Annotated in this window: 14 protein-coding genes and 1 pseudogene; 2 read left to right on the plus strand and 13 right to left on the minus strand. The window is 41.0% G+C overall.

Annotated features, from left to right (window positions below; all coding sequences use genetic code 11):
- Window positions 1-209 precede the first annotated feature (209 nt).
- Window positions 210-1,196, plus strand: coding sequence for an alpha/beta hydrolase (locus GSQ84_RS22875; RefSeq protein ID WP_216849015.1), 987 nt, complete (start codon window positions 210-212; stop codon window positions 1,194-1,196).
- A 73-nt stretch (window positions 1,197-1,269) separates the two neighbouring features.
- On the opposite strand, the gene GSQ84_RS22880 is transcribed toward GSQ84_RS22875, so the two are convergent.
- From GSQ84_RS22880 to GSQ84_RS22915, 9 genes and pseudogenes are all read right to left on the minus strand, one after another.
- The gene (locus GSQ84_RS22880) at window positions 1,270-2,100 is read right to left on the minus strand and encodes an SDR family NAD(P)-dependent oxidoreductase (protein WP_371416426.1); all 831 of its coding nucleotides are present in this window, start codon (window positions 2,098-2,100) and stop codon (window positions 1,270-1,272) included.
- Window positions 2,101-2,216: 116 nt separating this feature from the next.
- On the minus strand, window positions 2,217-3,128 hold the full coding sequence (locus GSQ84_RS22885) for an AraC family transcriptional regulator (RefSeq protein ID WP_158799708.1): 912 nt from the start codon (window positions 3,126-3,128) through the stop codon (window positions 2,217-2,219).
- A gap of 77 nt (window positions 3,129-3,205) precedes the next feature.
- Window positions 3,206-4,039, minus strand: a pseudogene (locus tag GSQ84_RS22890) (SDR family NAD(P)-dependent oxidoreductase); the annotation flags it as partial.
- A gap of 18 nt (window positions 4,040-4,057) precedes the next feature.
- On the minus strand, window positions 4,058-4,207 hold the full coding sequence (locus GSQ84_RS27945; RefSeq protein ID WP_216849017.1) for a hypothetical protein: 150 nt from the start codon (window positions 4,205-4,207) through the stop codon (window positions 4,058-4,060).
- Between the two features lie 306 nt (window positions 4,208-4,513).
- Window positions 4,514-5,479, minus strand: a complete 966-nt coding sequence (locus tag GSQ84_RS22895; protein WP_158799709.1) for a Gfo/Idh/MocA family protein — start codon at window positions 5,477-5,479, stop codon at window positions 4,514-4,516.
- Window positions 5,480-5,529: 50 nt separating this feature from the next.
- A complete protein-coding gene (locus GSQ84_RS22900) occupies window positions 5,530-6,408 on the minus strand; it encodes an alpha/beta fold hydrolase (protein WP_158799710.1) in 879 nt (292 codons plus the stop codon).
- 5 nt (window positions 6,409-6,413) lie between these two features.
- Window positions 6,414-7,082, minus strand: a complete 669-nt coding sequence (locus GSQ84_RS22905) for a hypothetical protein (protein ID WP_216849018.1) — start codon at window positions 7,080-7,082, stop codon at window positions 6,414-6,416.
- A gap of 72 nt (window positions 7,083-7,154) precedes the next feature.
- Window positions 7,155-8,435: an MFS transporter gene (locus GSQ84_RS22910; protein WP_371416427.1), complete on the minus strand. Its 1,281-nt coding sequence runs from the start codon at window positions 8,433-8,435 to the stop codon at window positions 7,155-7,157.
- Window positions 8,436-8,630: 195 nt separating this feature from the next.
- The gene (locus tag GSQ84_RS22915) at window positions 8,631-9,536 is read right to left on the minus strand and encodes a LysR family transcriptional regulator (RefSeq protein WP_158799712.1); all 906 of its coding nucleotides are present in this window, start codon (window positions 9,534-9,536) and stop codon (window positions 8,631-8,633) included.
- An 899-nt stretch (window positions 9,537-10,435) separates the two neighbouring features.
- Here GSQ84_RS22915 and GSQ84_RS28490 point away from each other — a divergent pair.
- On the plus strand, window positions 10,436-10,612 hold the full coding sequence (locus tag GSQ84_RS28490) for a hypothetical protein (protein ID WP_158799713.1): 177 nt from the start codon (window positions 10,436-10,438) through the stop codon (window positions 10,610-10,612).
- A gap of 439 nt (window positions 10,613-11,051) precedes the next feature.
- Here GSQ84_RS28490 and GSQ84_RS22925 read toward each other — a convergent pair whose 3' ends face one another.
- From GSQ84_RS22925 to GSQ84_RS22940, 4 genes are all read right to left on the minus strand, one after another.
- Window positions 11,052-12,524, minus strand: coding sequence for a SusD/RagB family nutrient-binding outer membrane lipoprotein (locus GSQ84_RS22925; protein WP_158799714.1), 1,473 nt, complete (start codon window positions 12,522-12,524; stop codon window positions 11,052-11,054).
- A 15-nt stretch (window positions 12,525-12,539) separates the two neighbouring features.
- The gene (locus GSQ84_RS22930; protein WP_158799715.1) at window positions 12,540-15,773 is read right to left on the minus strand and encodes a SusC/RagA family TonB-linked outer membrane protein; all 3,234 of its coding nucleotides are present in this window, start codon (window positions 15,771-15,773) and stop codon (window positions 12,540-12,542) included.
- Between the two features lie 249 nt (window positions 15,774-16,022).
- Window positions 16,023-18,287 (minus strand): NADP-dependent malic enzyme, encoded by a 2,265-nt coding sequence (locus GSQ84_RS22935; RefSeq protein WP_158799716.1) that lies wholly within the window; start codon window positions 18,285-18,287, stop codon window positions 16,023-16,025.
- A 219-nt stretch (window positions 18,288-18,506) separates the two neighbouring features.
- Window positions 18,507-19,388, minus strand: an 882-nt coding sequence (locus GSQ84_RS22940; RefSeq protein ID WP_158799717.1) for a cupin domain-containing protein, incomplete at its 5' end; no start/stop codon positions are given.

Consider the following 19,388-nt stretch of genomic DNA (forward strand, 5'->3'; position numbering starts at 1 on the left):
TCCTTTAATGAGCTAATCCAAGTGAAATTTGGCATGTTCAAATCATTTTTAAATGCTAGAATTAGAAAGGTGTAAGAGCCTGCTAAATAATCTTAGCGTAATATTATATCATTGTTATATAATTAAAAACCTTTAAGTCAGGGCGTATGTTTAATTCATTAATCAGGCAAAAGGAAATTTCGCATTCCCTTATATACATATCAAAGCACATGAAAATCACAGAAAATATGCTTGATCCGCAATTGAGGTCAAAGTATGGATTAATTAAAGCGGTTACATTTTTTGGAACAAAGATATGGTGGGTTCGTCTCGTCAATTTCTTAATGCGGGCATTGAAAGGTAAAGTGATAAAAGAGCTTGATTGCAGTGAAAGATACATTAAAAGCCGGTCTGGCGGCCCGGATATACGGATCAGGATATTTAAGCCGATTAACCATCAGGGAAAATTACCTGGTATGGTGCATTTTTACGGTGGCGGATATAAAATAGGCCTTCCGGAAATTTCACTGGAGACCATTAAGGCGTTTATCGAAGCCAGGCCATGCGTCGTTATAGCGCCGGATTACCGGAGATCGTTAGACAATCCTTTTCCTGCGGGCTTCAATGACTCTTATGATACTTTATTATGGGTAAAGGAAAATGCCGCCTCTCTTGGCGTCTTTGAAGATCAGTTTATATTGGAAGGGGAGAGTGCCGGCGGCGGCATGACCTCGGCGGTAGCGTTAAAAGCAAGAGACACTAAGGATGTAAAAATCGCTTTTCAGATGCCGATATATCCCATGATCGATGACCGGCAAATTACCGAATCGTCAAAAATAATGACGCTTGGTCCATGGGACAGGGAAGCCAACAATAACGGATGGGAGTTATATCTGAGGGATCTTAAAAAGAATAAGCAGGAAATCCCTTCCTACGCGGCGCCGGCCAGGAATGAGGATTATACCGGTTTTCCCCCTACCATTACTTATGTAGGAACTTTAGAACCCTTCCGGGATGAAACCATTGCTTATGTTGATTCTTTAAAAAAGGCAGGCATACCGGTTGAGTTTCAATTGTTCGAAGGATGCTTTCATGGCTTTGATGTAATAGTTCCGGGGGCAGATGTCAGTAAAAAGGCTACTGAATTTAAATTAAACACGTATCGAAGATATTACGACACCTACTTCCCGCAACTTTCGCCCGCCCAAAAAGATTAAATATATCCTAAAGAACAAAGGTATTTCTAACCTTATGCCAGAGCAAGATAATTACACTTTTTGGTTAGCTGGTTTACCATGGTAACGGTCCATCCGGGCCGGTAAATGTATTGGTTGGGCCATCAGTTTCAAGCGCTACTCTGATGGGCTCTCTGGACCCCACTTCAACAGTGTCAGTACCCTGAAAATTGTTTAATGCAGTAGCTGTAAAACCAGGGCTAACAGCGTTTACTTTAATATTCTCTTTCTCCAACTCAATGGCAAAAGCCATCGTAACCGCATTTTGGGCTGTTTTTGAAGCCGAATATATCAGGCCATAACCTTTACGATAAGGATTGTCCGGGTCTGACATCCATGTTAAAGAACCAAGACCGCTCGACACGTTTACTACCCGTGCTGCTGCTGATTTTCGCAGCAAAGGCAACACAGCCTGTGTCACCGCGATAACACTAAAAACATTGGTGTCCCAAACTGCCTTTACTTCTTGTAACGATGCGTTACTGGCAAGACCTGATGCCAGTACTTCTTCCATAGAACGGCCGGGCTTACCGGCATGTGAGACCCCTGCATTATTAACCAGTAAGTCCAGATGACCAAATTCTTTTTTGATCCGCTCTGCCGTGGCTTCAATTAATGATTGATTGTTGACTTCAAGGTGAACGGGATAAACGTTGGTCCCAATTTCAGCAGCGGCATGCTCTCCTTTGGCTAGATCACGCGCTCCTAAATAAACGATGTAGCCGTTTGCCACAAGGGCTTTGGCAATTTGGAAGCCAATACCCTGATTCGCTCCTGTAACTAATGCAACAAGTGGCTTGCTTGCTAACGATTGAACATTGTTTTCCATAAGATCAGAATTAATAATTATTGAATAAAAAATTGGTTTTACTTTTATCAACCACATCAGGGAAATTGCTAACCTAAATGAATGGCCGTTAATTATATTGGCATGGTTTAAATATTCGCTATACAGATATTGGCGAAGAGCATTGTGTACTGTGAATACTACGGGACAATTAGTTAGTTTAATTCCCGTCTAAATTCTGCTGGTGTGAGGTTTGTTTTTATTTTGAATAACCTGGTAAAAGATTGCGGATGTTCAAACCCTAACTGATAGGCTAGTTCATTGATTGAAAAATTGGTAGTGGATAATTTTTCTTTTGCCTTTGCTATCAGTTTGTCATGGATAAGGTGCTGTGTATTTTGACCAATCAGGGAACGCAGCATGTCGCTTAAATACCTCGGAGAAACGTTCAGTTGCTGCGAAAGATATTTCACAGTTGGTAATCCTTGTTTTAAACTTTCATCATCATCAAAATATTTATTTAAAAGCGTTTCCAGCTTTTGAAGCAATTCATTATTTACTGGTTTACGTGTTATAAATTGGCGCTTGTAAAATCTATTGGCGTAGCTCAGTAATAACTCAATTTGGGCCACTAATACTTCCTGGCTAAAATCGTCGATCCTGTTGCTTAATTCTTCCTCTATGATTTTGAAAATCGATAAAATAGTGGCCCGTTCCCTATCTGAAAGGTGTAGCGCTTCATTGACCAAGTAAGAGAAATAACCATATTGGCTTATTTTTGCCGCAAGGGGATAACCTTGAATGAAGTCGGCATGTATCAGTAATGCATATACGGAATGATCTGTAGGGTCGCTACTGCCGCCAACAATCTGATTAGGGGCCGTAAATAACATGCTGCCTTCGTTAAAATCATAATAACCCTGACCATATTTGATCTTGCCGCTCAACTTCGTGATGAACTTAATTTTATAGAAGTCGTGGATAGCGTAATCCGGAACAACAACATCGCTAATTTGGTTGTTGGTATTATTGATCAGGCTGATCAGCGGGTGATCCGGCTTGGGTAATCCTAATGCATGGTGTATATCGGATATGGAATTATATCTGCGAACATCTTTTTGTTTCATTTTACCGAGATATTAATAATCACTAATGCTGGATAATAACAATGATAACCATTATAAAATTACGGTTTTAAAAGGGTTCATTTTTTAGAAATTATATCTGTGAGTACAGCACTGTCATCCCATAGCTCGTCGGCCCGTTTCTTGTTATATGATTCGGGTGAAGAGGCAATTTGTCGCGTACCCTCAAAATATTTACCATTTACAATGGCGAGTTGCGGATCATTGATGAGCCTTGCAAGAGCAGCGCCGGATTCCTCAGGCGAATGGATGTTTTTGACAATCAACAAGCGAAGCAGGGGCAGCATTTTCGGCATAATGTGGTCCCACAGAAATTTCATAAAACCGGTATATTCACGTGCCAGCCCCGTTCCTGGCATCAGCCCGGGATCAAATGCATTCACCGTTATTCCTTTAGGAAGTTTAGCAGCGAGGGCATAGGTAAAATACAGGTTTGCGAGCTTAGATGTAGCATATCTTCGAAAACGATCCGCCTTTTCATCGTCATTAGCAGCCTCAGGCCCCATTACACCTTTTGCAAGCTCAAACGGCGAATTCCATGCCGGTGGTGGACCAGCGCCCGGAACACCTTCCAGTTGCGCCGGGTCATGGACGCCACTGGAAACAACTGCAATGCGTGCCGGGGTAGAAAACAATGGCAATAAAAGTTGAACAAGCAGATAGTGCCCGAGGTGATTTACGCCAAATGTCCCTTCGAAACCGTTTTTCGTTAAAGTTCTTGCACCCTGCGTACCCGCGTTGCATACTAAGCCATGCAGGGGAGGGAGTTCCCCGGCAAGTAGCCTTTCTTTTAATTGCATAGAAAAGCTCCGTATCGAATCGAAAGATGCCAGGTCTAATACCATTGCTTCCACCTTAGCGCCGGCACCTACAACTTTGCGCAGCTCCTTAACTGAAGCGTCGGCACGTTCCTAGTCGCGGCAGGCTATAACAACATGCCATGGAGAAGAAGCAGTCAATAGCGCTTTAGCGCACGCGAAACCTAATCCGGAGTTACCTCCGGTGATTACAGCGGTATGTGGTGATGATATAGTATGTTCAAACCCGTCCTGATGATTCATATAAGTTATTCTTTAATGCATACCAAAGGTCAGGTACCTACATAACTTCTGATTAACCTAAGTGCAGAATTTTCTAACCAAAATGACGTAAGAAAGAACAATCTATGATCCATCGCTCAATTCTTCTCCCAAAACCATTGTACCGGATTAGAATTTTCTGTCGAATTACATTGAGATGGTAATCTATATTTATTAATATGCCTGCTTTGCAATTTTACAACGATGAAAAGTCTCCGGTTTTAAGGCGAATAATTCTGATCATATGCCAGAACTCAGGAAGTAGTTATAATTGGGGTATATGCGGTCTTATTTCCTTGTAAATACGTCCATCATCTCCATCGATACGATAGCTTCTTCTATGGAGCAAGGGTTTGGCCCTTCGTCATTAAAGTACGCCACAATCTTCTCAATCAAAGGTTGCTGGGCGTATTGCGGAGGATTGATGATCATGGTTTGTTCCTCTTTATCGGTTTTCCACTTCACATAGTCACCTGAAAACGGAAGGGTAATTTTACCTTTCGTGCCAACAATTTCGCAGGTATCGGTAATCTGGTTCTCAGCGACAGTAAAACACCATGAACCATTTACCACTACTTTATTTTTAAATAATATTTCTCCGCTAACATGGTCGTCCGCTTTGCTTAAACCGCATTGATTTAACGAAAACCCTTCGTAATGTGCCGGCTCCCCAAAGTAATACAGCATTAAATCTAGCTGATGCGGCGCAACACTATGAAAATAACCGCCGCCAGAAATTTCGGGGATGATATACCAGTCGTTTTCATTGGTATAGTCCTTGTTTTGCCAGGTCCTGATCTGCACAGTCCTGATATCACCAATCAGTTTATGGTCAATAAATTCCTTCACTTTCAAAAACAGGGGCATTACCCTGCGGTAATGGGCAACCGTCAGTTTTTGTGCCGGGTGTTGCTTTAAAACTTTCGCTATTTCACGTGCCTGTTCCGCATTTAGCGCTGCCGGCTTTTCCAAATAAACATTGAAACCTCTATTCAGGGCTTCTATGGCATAATCCATATGAGATGAAGGCGGGGTTGAGATATAGATGGCATTAACATCTTTATTGTTCATCAGTTCCGCTGCGTCAGTATACCATTTATCAATTCCATGTCGGCGGGCATAATCTTCCGCTTTTTCACCATTACGCCGCATAACCGCTACCAGGCTGCTGCCGGCCACATTGTTGAATGCCGGCCCGTTTCTCTTTTCGGTTACCTCACCGGCACCTATCATTCCCCAGTTTATATTTCCCATGGTATTATTTGATTTAAAAACAAAACTTACTTTTTGGATTTCTTTATTGGTTACTCCTGGAAAAAAACAACCAGATGTTCAGCTAATATTTCCGGTGCTTCGCGCGAAGGAAAATGTCCTATACCGGGCAGTACGATCCGGTTAAACGGTCCGTTAAACCTTTCGTGGACAAATTCACTGGCATAGGGTGGATTTACACCGTCGAGTTTGCCCTGTACATATAATGCCGGTAGTTTAAGGCTTTTTGTCGCTTTAATTCTTTCCTCAAGATATTTGCTTCTTTCATCCGGTTCCGCTTCGCCCCACCGGGAACGATATGAATGCAGCGTAACCTCTACGAAATCAGGATTATTCCAGCTTTCTGATACTTTTTCAAAAGTCTGTTCCGTAAACCAGCCTTTCGGCGCCCAGTTTTCCCACATGATGTGTGCGAAACCTATAGGGTCTTTACGAACGGCTGCAGCCCCCCGTTTGGTAGCCATGAACCAATGATACCATTGCAACTGGCCGTGTTTGAAATTAGGAACAGGTATACTCCCCAGCCTTGGGGGTGATGAGAGCAAGGCTATTTTTATAATTTTTTCCGGCCAGCCGATAGCAAGCGCTTCCCCTATGTTGGCACCCCAGTCGTGACCGACTACAGCAAATTGCGCTATGTTAAGGCTATCCATGAACTCAATAATGTCCAAAGCAATCATACCGGCGTTTCCGGTTTTGGCGGTGCTCTTGTCTTTGAAAGTCGTCCTGCCAAATCCCCGCAGCCATGGCGCGAGAACCCGGTAGCCTTTTTCCACAAGTTTTGGCAGTACACCATTCCATGTGGTCGCATCATCGGGCCAGCCATGTAACAATAAAATAACCGGGTTCCCGGCTGCTCCCCTTTCGAGATAGGCCATTTTAAGCAATTCCGTTTCCGCGTACCTAATCATAAGAATTATATGATATCATATTTTTTTGCAAATGCTTCGGCATCCAGCTTTCTGAAATCACTTAAGCCTGCAATAAGTTCTGTTCTGTCCCAGTCCCACCACTTAATTCGCTTTAACGCCGCCTCAACATCTTCCGTTACCCTGCGCCGGATAACGCGTGCCGGATTTCCCGCTACAATAGTATAATCTGCTACGTTTTTTGTAACCACTGATCCGGAACCAATAATAGCACCTGTGCCTACCGAAACACCCGGCATAACAATAGCCGCATGCCCAATCCATACATCGGGGCCAAGTATAACGCGGTTGCTCTTGCGCCAGTTGGACACTGCATCTGCATCATCATCCTCATCATCCATAAAGTGGGATTTGGCACGGTAGGTAAAATGATGCAGCGTTGCCCTCCACATTGGATGATTAGTAGGGTTAATGCGTACATGTGAAGCAATATTTGCAAACTTCCCTATTTCAGCGTTGAAAACATCCGCGTCCCTAATCAGGTAAGCATAGTCCATCAAATCGCTCGATATAACCTCGCAGCGTTGTCCAACAACCGTCCAGGCACCCATACGGCTGTCTTTTACTATTGCAGTTTCGTGAATCCAGGGAGCTTCTGTCATCGGAACAGAACCCCGCCAGGGGTCGGCAAATTCGCCGTGATCTATTGCTATCATTTGGGTATCCGTTAAATTAAGCGGTCAATATATATTTTAATGTCTAGGGTCTGGTTATAGTTTAGTCAGTTATTATGTATTGGCTGTGTTTAAATCTTTCAGCGACAGCGGAAGCATGTTCTTCGTTTTAAAATAGGCAATGGTTACCACCGTCAAAGTAATGCACCCTCCAAAAATTACAGCCGGTACCAGGCCTAAAATACTGGCTGCGGTACCTGATTCGAAATCACCTAACTCATTGGATGAGCCGATAAACATGGAACTTACTGCTGATACCCTTCCCCGCATTTGATCAGGAGTAAGCAATTGCATGATGCTACCACGGATAATCACACTTACACTATCAAATGCACCCTGAACAAACAGGAGAAATAAAGTGAGGTGAAAATTCTGCGAAAGCCCAAAGCAAATTATCGATAGCCCAAAACCGGTAACAGCGATCAATAGATTACGCCACGGCCTGTTCATAGGTGAGTACCTGGACATGACCAGCATGGTTGATATCGAACCTACAGAGAATACGGCACGCATAGTTCCCAATCCTTCGGGTCCTACCTTTAATATCGTATGTGCAAAGGCCGGCAGCAAAGCGATCACTCCGCCAAAAAATACGGAGAACAGATCAAGGCTCATGGCACCCAGCATTATTTTGTTAGAAATTACGAATCTGATGCCCTCACCGAGGCTTAACCAGATGTTTTCACCTGGCTTAAATACTGCCGGGTATTCCTTCAGGAAATAAACCAGTATCAAAGCTATCAGGATGGAAAATAAGATCACATAAAAAGTAGTGGTAATACCCGCAAATCCATAAAGCAGACCACCGGTTGCCGGGCCAAGTATATAGGCCAAACGTTTGGCAGAAGTGCTCCATGTGCTTCCATTGGGGTAAAGTTTTTTGGGTATACTATCGGCATAAACGGAAAAAGTTGCAGGGCCATAAAAAGCCCTTGCTACACCGTTGCAGAATATCATGGCGTCTATACCTGTCACAATCCAGCCGGCATGCAGGTAGGTACCTAAACTTTTAAGCGTAAGAAGGTACATTACAGTAGTAGATAAAAATACGCCGGTATAAATCCATAGTAGCATCTTTCGTTTTTCAGATTTATCGGCAATATACCCGCCATATAAGGCAATGCCGATTGCAGGGACAGCTTCGCATAACCCCAGCATTCCTAATGCCAGTACGCTTTTGGTTAACTGGTATATATAAAAGCCAACAACAACGGTTTGCATTTGGTAAGCAAATGTAAAAAAGAAGTTCATAGCTATGTATGCCCGAAAATCTTTGAAACGTAATGCAGCAAAAGAATCCTGTTTTACGTGTTGGATTAACCTGTTTTCCAACACCGTATTAATATTTTGAAAGTTGCTTGTCGCTGAACAGCCAGGCAGCCAGTTTATAGTTTGCCGTAAAATATGCAGAAATGATGATCTCGCATATTACAGCGCTTGGGATGATTTTAGCTTTCATTAGGCAGTATTTTTAATTAACTGCACAAATTTACTCCGGGTAATCCGGTGCCCAAAGCGAAAAAAAAATACTCAGGAAGCCAAAATTTCGTCCTGCCACGATGTGGAACGGATATGCTTTTTAAGTTTAGTGAACTGAAAGTTTTTCCTGCTGATGAAATACACAGGTATTGGGATATGGAGGTCCCTGCATTTGATTTTTACATATTCCTTGTTCCAATTACTGTTCAGGTAATAAAAATCCGATAGGAACTGCAGCGCACCTTGTGTTTTGCACAGGTGGTCCGTTAGTTCATCGTTCTTCCCCGTTTGCCTGCTATTTTGAAGAGAAATTTCCTGTTCGCCAAGAAATTGCTCTACATAGAATCTTGTCGAAGAACCTTTTTCCCGCAGGCAAACCGGGTAATTAATAGCGCTTAGCGATACATCAGCACCCACAAGGGTATGTTTATGGTAAGCATATAAAGAGATGTTGTCTTTATAAATCAATTCCTTATTTACCCGATCAGGTATTAATCCCGAAACAATGCCGCAATCCAGTTCGCCACTCTCAACTGCTCTTAATATTTCAGATGAGTTATTTGTAATGACTTCATATTCAATTTCCGGAAATAATTTTAAAAACGATTCCAGGATCCTGTTCATAATGATCTTGGTGTGTGAGCCACCTGAACCTATCTTTAATATAGCCGTGCTGTTATGGCTGTTCAAAAGGGATAAATGACTGTTAAATTCGTCACTGGCTTGCAGCAGTTTAACAGCAAGACCGGCCAGTTGTTCTGCCTGTGCGTTTACCCTAATACTATTTCCTTTTGATTCTACCAATTGCAAGTTCCAGTCCTTTTCGAGCCCTTTGATGATTTTACTAACTGCGGAGGGGGTGAGATGCAGGTTTTTTGCCGAAATGCGATAGCTGTTCGTTTTGCAAACTTCTGATAATACTTTGATTTTGAACAAATTCAGAATTTTGTCAGGCATAGTGTATTTATTGGCCTATGATATGATTACTTGAGTATGCTAATATAAGACAATGATGGGCATTTTTACATTATTCCGTTTTGGAGTGTAAAAATATATGGATAGCAGCGCTAATTATTAATATACGTTATGACGTGTTAAACCTGCTGATATTGTTGATCCAATTCTGTACGTACTCTTTTAACAAATGCTACATCTACTCCGACAATTGTAACCCTCCCTAAAAATAAAAAGTTTTTATAAGAAATAATCTAGATTCTGTCACGACCTTAACCATTAGTAGTAATAGCCAGATTGCTGATAATCATGAACAGAATACATCCAGTTATATCACATCTAATTTAAAAAGAGCGGATACGACTTATTTTCAATCGTTAAAGTCATTTAAGGGGATTAATACTAATGTAGCTCTTAGTTTTGATGAGCTAAGGAAGTCATCAAAAAAAAACTTTTATGATGTAGAACTAAGGGCAGGTACAAATAGTGGGAAAAATAATGATTTTTCATCTGACAATAGTGGAGATAGTCTCGCTAACAGAAGTGTTAAAAATAATACTCTGGGATTAGATTACAGACTAAACTTTGATATTGATAAATACTCTTCTCTTCAGGCTTATACTACGAATGATTTGAATTTTTTTTCGAAAGATATGACCGTCAAAGAATAGAATGTTAAAATTAAAAGTTCGAATCATGATCTGGGCTTCAGATATGTTCTGACCCATAAGAGGAGTGAAGTTACAGCCAGTTTATCAGCATTTGCTTATGATTTAACATACAATTCGAATCATCCCTATGATGTAATTGGATTGGTTTCGCGTTTGAATTATGATTATATACTTAAAAGTAAAGATAAAATTAACCTTAGTTTTAATAGTAACTATAACTTGCCGAGCATAATGCAAATTACAGGAATTGCTCCTTTTGGTCAGCAGCAAGTATTGGATATTCAGGCTAATCCAGGTTTAAAGCCAGAGGAGATATTTAGCCTTGATCTTAAGTATATTTTTAAGAAATATTTAAATGTTGATTTGGAAGGATCTTTTGTTGCTGGGTCAGGCATATGCAAATCTTAATGGTACCTGTGCCTCTCCGGTAGCTCTTGCATTTTCATCTCCTAATAGTCCATCAACGAGTGGTTCTTACCATCCAGGTACACAAATGATTGCTACTTTCTCCTTTGTGAATGCTACTGCTCCAGCTGGGACACAGTATCAAATTCAAATAACCTCTCCAACTGGAGTTTCTGTAGTGGGACCTCAAACGTCACCTGTATTAAAATTTGTTCTTCGTTCTGTAGGTGTTTATACAGTTCAAGGTAGGGTTATAAGTTCAACAGGTGTTACAGGTCCATGGTTTGATAATAATAATTTTATCGTATCTAATTAGATTTCACATTTGCATGTCAGATATATTTCTAACTGCAGCATATTGTTTGTGAGAATTATATCAAAACAAAAGGCCGGATCATGATGAATGATCCGGCCTTTTGTTTTAACCTGTTAGCAGTTTGAATTATTTATCCCACCAAACAGGAGTGATATCAGATACGGTACCTGGATAATTCAGGTTTGAAACAGCTTCACTGTTAGGATAAAGGAACCTTACCGGGAAACCATTTCCTTGTTTTGAGGCTTCTGATAGAATGAAGAAAGTAGGATAACCTGTTCTGCGCCATTCTGTCCACGCTTCAAATCCCTGGAAACCATTCATCGAATAATATTTCTGCGTGATGATCGCTTTAATTTTATCTTCTGTTGATCCAGCGGCATTAAAAGCAGGCAATGCATCCGGTGCAGCAGCAATATAAGCCGCAGCATCAGTAGCTTGTAAACCTGTAGCTATAAAGCTAGCAGTAATACCAGCCTGAAATAACGTTGATGCGTCTCCTTTTGTAGCTAATCCCCTAACCACGGCTTCGGCCTGCAGGAAATCACTTTCTGAAGTAGAAATCAATTTTACAGGGGCAGTTGCAGAAGCAGGCAATAATGGACTTGCACCTACCAACGCTGAAGGAATAGATACGATTTTACCAGGGAAGGATAAGTAACTTCCCTGTGGGATTGCTGTAATGGTGTCTTGTCCAGGAATTGGATCATAGAATTTATATAATCGCGGATCGCTGTTGCGTTCGAAAGCACTAACTGCTGTAGAACTTGCTACCAGGTTCTGGGTTTTTCCCAAAGCTACCATTGTGTTATATAATGGATTTTCATTACCACCAACACTATTGTAGATAATAGAAGCGTCGGCGGTAAGAAATGCCGGATTGGTAGCATATAAGGCGGCAATACCAGCAGCAGCTTTATTAGGATCAGCTTTAATGATTCTAAGATAAGCTCTAAGTTTTAAAGTATTTCCAAATTGCTTCCATTTAACCACATCACCCTGAAAAATAATATCCTGGCTACCAGGGTTAGCAGAACTGGTATTATTCAATAATACCATCCCTTTATCGATATAGGTAAAGATACTATCATAAACAGATGCCTGAGCTTCATAATGTGGATTGTTGAACTGACCAGCATTTAAAGCTTCTGCCAAAGGAATATCACCAAATGCATCAGTGGTTAATTGAGCGGCGTAAGCTTTTAAAATATAAGCCATGCCTTGCGTAACCTGAACATTAGATTCTTTACTGGTGATGATCAATTGTGAATTGATCAGCGCATTGTGATAAAGGACTGACCACGCACCATCAAAGTCTGTATTGTGTTGGATGTACTGGTCGATGGCTTTATACTGGCCGGCACTGGTACTTTGCGTCCAGTATTGACTCAACATTCCTCCATAAATTTGGAAATAATTTCCCGTAATCTGTCCAACAGCAGCTTCAACAGTGGGTAACAATAGGCTGGATTGAGCCGAGTCCGGGTTGTTAGGGTTTTGATTAACATCCAGGAATTTTTTACAACCTGATAATGCGGCTGTGCCGACAAATAGCATCAGTAATAACTTCTTAGGATTAAATATTTTTTTTGTTATCATGATCGATAGCTTTTATTAAAATGAAACTTTTAAATTGATACCATAGTTACGTACAGATGGCTGTGCTGTAAAGTCGAATCCCTGGACATTTCCAGCTCCGGCAGAATTGATTTCCGGATCTGCATATTTGTTTGAACTTGGTGTCCAAAGTATAAGGTTATTACCATAGATACCGATTGATGCTGCACCAAATGGAGAACGCATCAATTGTTTTTTAGTGAAGGTATAGGAGATATTAGCCGATTGTAATCTGATGTAAGAAGCATCCACGATATCCATTCCCGGATTTACACCGCCAGTATAATAATCTTGTTTATTATATCCAATTGATGTGTTTGGTGTACTTACTCCATTTGTTACCGTAACAGAGTTCGGGAAAATAGCGCCGATTCTGTCTCCGCCAGTTTCCAGTGAAGTACCATTGAAACCTGTGATGTCTTTTGTTCTGGAGAAGAATTTACCACCTTGTTTGGTATCAAAAAGGGCAGTAAGGGTAAAGTGTTGATAACGGGCACTTGTTCCGAAAGATGCCTGGTATTTTGGATTATAACTTCCCAGGTATTCAGGTGTGCCAGTAGCTTCCGGAAGACCAGTTGTTTTATTTACAATAGTTCTTCCTTGTGCGTCTGTTGCATTGGTCACTGCATAAAACTCACCATAAGGTTTACCTACAGCAGCAACAATTGACATACCACCAAAGCCGCCAACACTGATCTGATCTAAGCCAGGCTGCAGTGATACTACCTTGCTATTGTTTTTGGTAAAAGTTCCAAAAAAGTCTAAGGTTACATCAGTCGTTTTGATAGCAGTGCCTTTTAAACTGATTTCAACTCCTGAGTTTTGAACTTCACCGGCATTTAATACGGCATAATTATATCCAGTAGAATTTGGGATCGGAACGCTTAAGATCTGGTTTTTGGAATCGTTTTTATAATAACTGAAATCAAAAGATAATCTGTTTTTAAGAAATCCTAATTCTGTACCCACTTCAAATGAAGTTGTTTTTTCTGGTTTAAGTTCCGGGTTTCCAATAGTGCTACTGGCCATTAGTCCCGGTGCATTTCCAAATGGGAAGGTAGTATTGCCGAAGCCTCCGTTAATCACGGTTTTAGAATAAGTTGTGCTTAATTGATAAGGATCAGTATCATTACCTACCATGGCATAACTTGATCTGATCTTACCATAACTTAAAAAGTCCCATGTGGAGTTGTTTTTTAATAACTCAGAGAATACAAATGAACCGCTCACACTTGGATAGAAAAATGATTGATTATCCACTGGTAAAGTAGAAGACCAATCATTTCTAGCCGTACCTTCCAGGAATAAGAAGTTCTTATATGATAAATTTAAATCAGCATAAAGACCAAACAATCTTCTGTTAGCGATATTGTCTTCTAATACGTTAACCGGCCCATTGCTGTTTGATAAATTATACCATCCTGGTACCACCAATCCCCCCGAGGTATTAGTTGACGTTTCTGTAGCTGAAGTATTACGTATGCGGACATTATTACCTACCATTAATGATGCGTCAAAATCCTGACCGAACTTATGGTGTGCAGTAGCCATAAAATCGTGAACAAATTCGGTTACATTACTTTGATTAATCTGGTAAGAGCCAACACCTGTTTGTATATTGGCATCTGAATACAAATCAGCACCTCCTGTATCATCTGCGGGAGTAAATGAATACTTAGGAGCGATCAGTCTGGTACGATCTGTATATGTGTCGATACCAACACGTTCTACTAAATTTAACCATTCTACAGGTTTGTAAGTTAAATTGAAGTTTCCTGTTAAACGGCTAATATTATCTAAATTTTTATAATTCTGTAGAATCCAATAGGGGTTCATGGTATAAGCGCCATAGTATCCATAGGTATTAGGGCTGTTTGCAGGTCCAATAGCATTATATGGATTGCTAAGGTTTTTCATTGAAGGCAAATCAATATCTCTTGGTGTTTGCAATACGTTGTTTAATATCGAAGAACCGTCCTGTCCACCTGCAGGAGTGTTACTGCTGATGTTGGAATAATTAAAGGAAACGCTTGCGGTAAACTTTTTACTTAATTCGGTTGAACCGTTAAACCTCACACCGTATTTATTGAAAACATCGCTGCTACCTGGAAATACCCCATTCGAATTTAAACCATTTAGCCCTAAGAAAAAGGTTGATTTGTCATTACCGCCAGAAAAGCTCAGGTTATTGTCGGTAGCGAAACCAGTATCAAAAAAATCTTTGATGTTATTTGGTATCGCAGAATATGGTTTTTCCTGTTGTACACCGTTTATCGATTGGCCCCATGGTTGTACGGCTCCATTCAAAGGAGCACCCCAGCTGCCATTTTCCCTTGGGTCATTGATGTAAGTTGCACTTTTTCCATCAGCTGAAATGGTACCATAATATCCCTGGCCATACTCATTTTGAAGCGTAGGCAATTTCACAACATTAGACCAGGTGTTTGATGTATTGAAGGTAATTGAAGTTTTGTCGGCATTCTTGCTACCAGTCTTAGTGGTAATGATTAGGGCACCGTTAGATGCACGTGAACCATAAAGTGCTGCCGCTGCGGGACCTTTTAATACGGTAATTGAAGCAATATCATTAGGATCAATATCATTTCCTCTGTTACCCATGTCAACACTTGATAAAGAACCTCCGGCAATATTGCTCGAGTTATCAATAGGCACACCGTCTACTACCATTAATGCCTGATTTGATCCAGCGATAGACGACCCGCCACGAAGTACAATATTGGATGAACTTCCTGGTGTATTAGAGGAACTGCTAATATTTACCCCGGCAACTCTGCCCGCAAGCGAATTAATTGCACTTGGGTTACCACCTTCTGTTAACTCAGCACTCTGTACTGTAGGTGCAGAATAACCCAATGTTCTTTTTTCCCTTTTAATTGCATTAGCAGTTACAACGATCTCTCCAAGAGATTGTGCATCTGCAGAAACTAAAGCAAAATTGATAACGGTTTCTTTACCTACAAACACTTCTCCGGTAGTGTAACCAATAGAACTGAATTGTAATGTAGCGCCAGTGGCTACCTGAATGGCATATTTTCCATCTGAATTGGTGGATACTCCACTATTAGTACCTTTAATTTTTACAGATACTCCGGGAATAGGCTGGCCGTCTTCCTTCCCTCTTACGGTTCCGGAAACCGATCGCGTTTGTGCCATGGCGGTGGTTACCGCTATGCACACTAAAAAGAATAAACTTAGTATAAGTTTTTTCATGGGTTAATAAAGTTATGTTAGTTAATAATCGGGGTTAAATATATGTATAAGCACGCTTTCTATTTTATTGAAACCGAAATGTTACTCTATTTTAATGAAATTATAATTTAGTATCATTTCTGTTACTGTAAAATAATTTACTGTGTATCAATTGTGTTATAGTCGGAAAATGTCAAAAAAAAACCTCCGGCGAACATACAGTTCCCGGAGGTTTTAGCAAGAATTTGACAATTCTTAAACTTTATCTAATTAATGCCCTGCATCTACTACAGCGATGGTTACCATGTTAACGATCTCTCTAACAGAGCTGTCCATTTGCAAAACGTGCACTGGTTTATTCAATCCAAGTAGGATCGGCCCAACAGCTTCCACATTTCCAAGTTCCTGCAATAGTTTATAAGAAATGTTTCCAGACTCCAGATTTGGGAAGATTAACGTATTAGCAGGGCTTCCTTTTAAGCTTGAAAATGGATAATTTCCTTGTAGCAGGTCGGCATTCATGGCGAAATTCGCCTGCATCTCTCCATCCACGATCATATCAGGGTATTTCTCCTTCAGCATAGATGTAGCCAGTCTCATTTTATCCGGGATCGGTCCGGTGTTAGAACCAAAGTTAGAATAAGACAATAACGCTATTCTTGGTGTAATATTAAATCCTTTCACCTTCTCATTGATCAGGCTTGTGATATCTACCATATCCTGTGAAGATGGATCAGGATTAACGGTTGTATCTCCAAGAAAAACAGGTCCTTTTTTTGTTAGCATCATATACATACCGGCAATCCTCTTTACACCAGGTTTGGTACCGATAACCTGAAGGGCAGGTTTTAAAGTAGACTTATAATTTTTTGTTAAACCGGAGATCAGGGCATCTGCATAGCCAAATTCCACCATGCTTGCGCCATAATAGTTACGGTCGCGCACCAGCATCCTGGCATCATATAATGTAATACCGCGTCGCTGGCGTCTCTGGAAAAGATGTTCTGCGAACTTCTCATCATATTCTGTTCCCTGACGTGGGTCAATGATTTTAACATCTCCCAATTCAATTCCATGCTCCAGCATGATCTTTTGTATCTTCTCTACGTTACCCAGCAGGATAGGGGTAGCGATTCTTTCGTCCCTAACGATCTGCGCCGCTTTCAGGATCTTATAATTATCGGCCTCTGCAAATACCACGCATTTAGGCGCTGCTTTTGCTCTGCTGGCTAACTTTCTTAAAATCTTATCATCTGCGCCCAGCCTTGTTTGCAATTCTTCCTGGTAAGCTGTCCAGTCGGTAATATTTTTACGTGCCACGCCAGAAGCTATGGCTGCTTTAGCTACCGCTGTAGAAACAATACTGATCAGCCTTGAATCAATCGGTTTAGGTATAATATAGTCTTTTCCGAATTTAAGGTTCTTTGCATTATAGGCCAGGTTTACAATTTCGGGAACAGGTAATTTGGTGAGTTCAGCAATTGCTTTTACCGCAGCGATCTTCATTTCCTCATTAATTGAAGTGGCACGTACATCCAGCGCCCCGCGGAAAATATAAGGGAAGCCTAATACATTGTTCACCTGATTAGGAAAGTCAGAACGACCGGTTGCCATAATAATATCTTTACGGCTATTGATGGCCAGATCGTAAGCAATTTCAGGATCGGGGTTAGCCAGTGCAAATACAATTGGGTTCTTAGCCATCGACTGTACCATTTCTACGCTGACAATATTAGCAGCAGAAAGTCCGAGGAAAACATCGGCGCCTTTCATGGCTTCCGCAGTGGTTTTAATATCTTTTCTTGAAGTAGCAAAATCCATACGGATAGGATCAAGGTCGGTGCGGTCAGTATTGACAATACCATCCTTATCAAACACCAGCATGTTCTCTTTTTTAACGCCTAACTTTAAATATAATTTAATACAGGAAACGGCAGCTGCACCAGCTCCGCTAACCACTAGTTTTATCTTTTCCAGTTTTTTGCCCTGCAGTTCGCAGGCATTGATCAGTGCTGCACTGGTAATGATCGCCGTTCCATGCTGGTCATCGTGCATCACCGGGATATTCATTTCCTCTTTTAATCGGCGTTCTATCTCAAAACACATAGGGGCAGCAATATCTTCCAGGTTTACCCCCCCAAAAGTAGGCTCAAGTGCTTTCACTACATTCACAAACTCGTCAGCTGTAGTAGCATTAATTTCCAGGTCGAAAACGTCGATATCGGCAAAAATTTTAAACAAGAGGCCTTTACCTTCCATTACTGGTTTGCTTGCGGCAGGGCCGATATTTCCCAATCCCAATACCGCGGTACCGTTACTGATCACGGCTACTAAATTTCCTTTAGCGGTATACTTATAAACATCTTCCGGATTTCTGTATATTTCCATACAAGGTTCTGCAACGCCTGGTGAATAGGCTAGTGCTAAATCCCTTTGTGAATTTGTTGGTTTGGAAGGCACCACTTCAATCTTACCTGGCCGCCCATCTGAGTGATAATCTAATGCGTCCTGTTTGCGGTTTGTTGTGTTGTTCATATGATATAAGGTATACTTTATCTGTTGTAAAAATCGTGTTAAAGACGCGGATTCGGTTAAATGGTTCGAAAGTAGGTATATGTTTAAAATAATACTAGAAAATAATGGTAATTTAATGCAATCTATGATCCGCATCACCATTTTATTGATTGCTGATATAACAGAAAAACCTCTGAAAAACTGTTATTTCAGAGGTTTGGGACTACAAATATAGGAGCATTAGAAGATGCCTGTTTTGTATTTTTCCAACTTAGTTGTTTCTGGCAAACTCAATTTAAAATGATCGGCCACTAACTGTGTCGGATTAGAATTAAACCAGTCATTCAAAGTGATCTCCTGATAAACAGGACTATTAAAAAGCACTACTATTTTCAGGGTTTCCTTACCGGTGTTTTCAATATAATGTCCGTATCCTTGTTTGATAAAGGCAACCATTCCTTTTTTATAAGGCATTGTCTTTACCCGTCCATGGGAACCAAAAATACTCACGTTACCTTCTCCGCTGAGTACATACTGCCATTCGTCGGCATTCGGATGCCAATGTATTTCGCGCATTGCGCCAGGTTCTATATCCATCCGCAAACCGGTTAAAGTAGTCTGAATAGGAAATTCGAGCGAAGAAACAACCTGAGTAAAACCACCTTTATAAACTTGTTTTACCCCATCTTGTTCCAGACGGAATTTATGAAGGGAAGTGCTATAAGGAATTGAAGGGGTCATATTGGCTGGTTTAGGCTCCGTAGCAATTTTCCCCACGCCAATATATAACTCCTTTTTAGGGAAAGAAGCAAAAGTTGAAGCAGATAAACCAGAATTGCGCGCTAATATTTCAGGAGATATATGGCTGATCCAGTCTGTTAAACTAAAAGTCCCAAATTCTGAGAAATGGCCATTATCAAATCCAAGAAGGAAGAGGCAGGACTCTGTGCCCAGGCATTGCAGACAATGGCCATGTCCTTTTGGAAAATACCATACATCGCCGGGTTCAAAATCATCTGTCGAGGTTGTGCCATCCGGAGAAACAATCGTAGTGCGTACCTTGCCTTCAATAATAAAGGCCCATTCTGCGGCGATGGAGTGCCAGTGCATTTCTCTGAAAGC

The sequence above is a fragment of the Pedobacter sp. L105 genome (assembly GCF_009765875.1).
Taxonomy (GTDB): Bacteria; Bacteroidota; Bacteroidia; order Sphingobacteriales; family Sphingobacteriaceae; genus Pedobacter.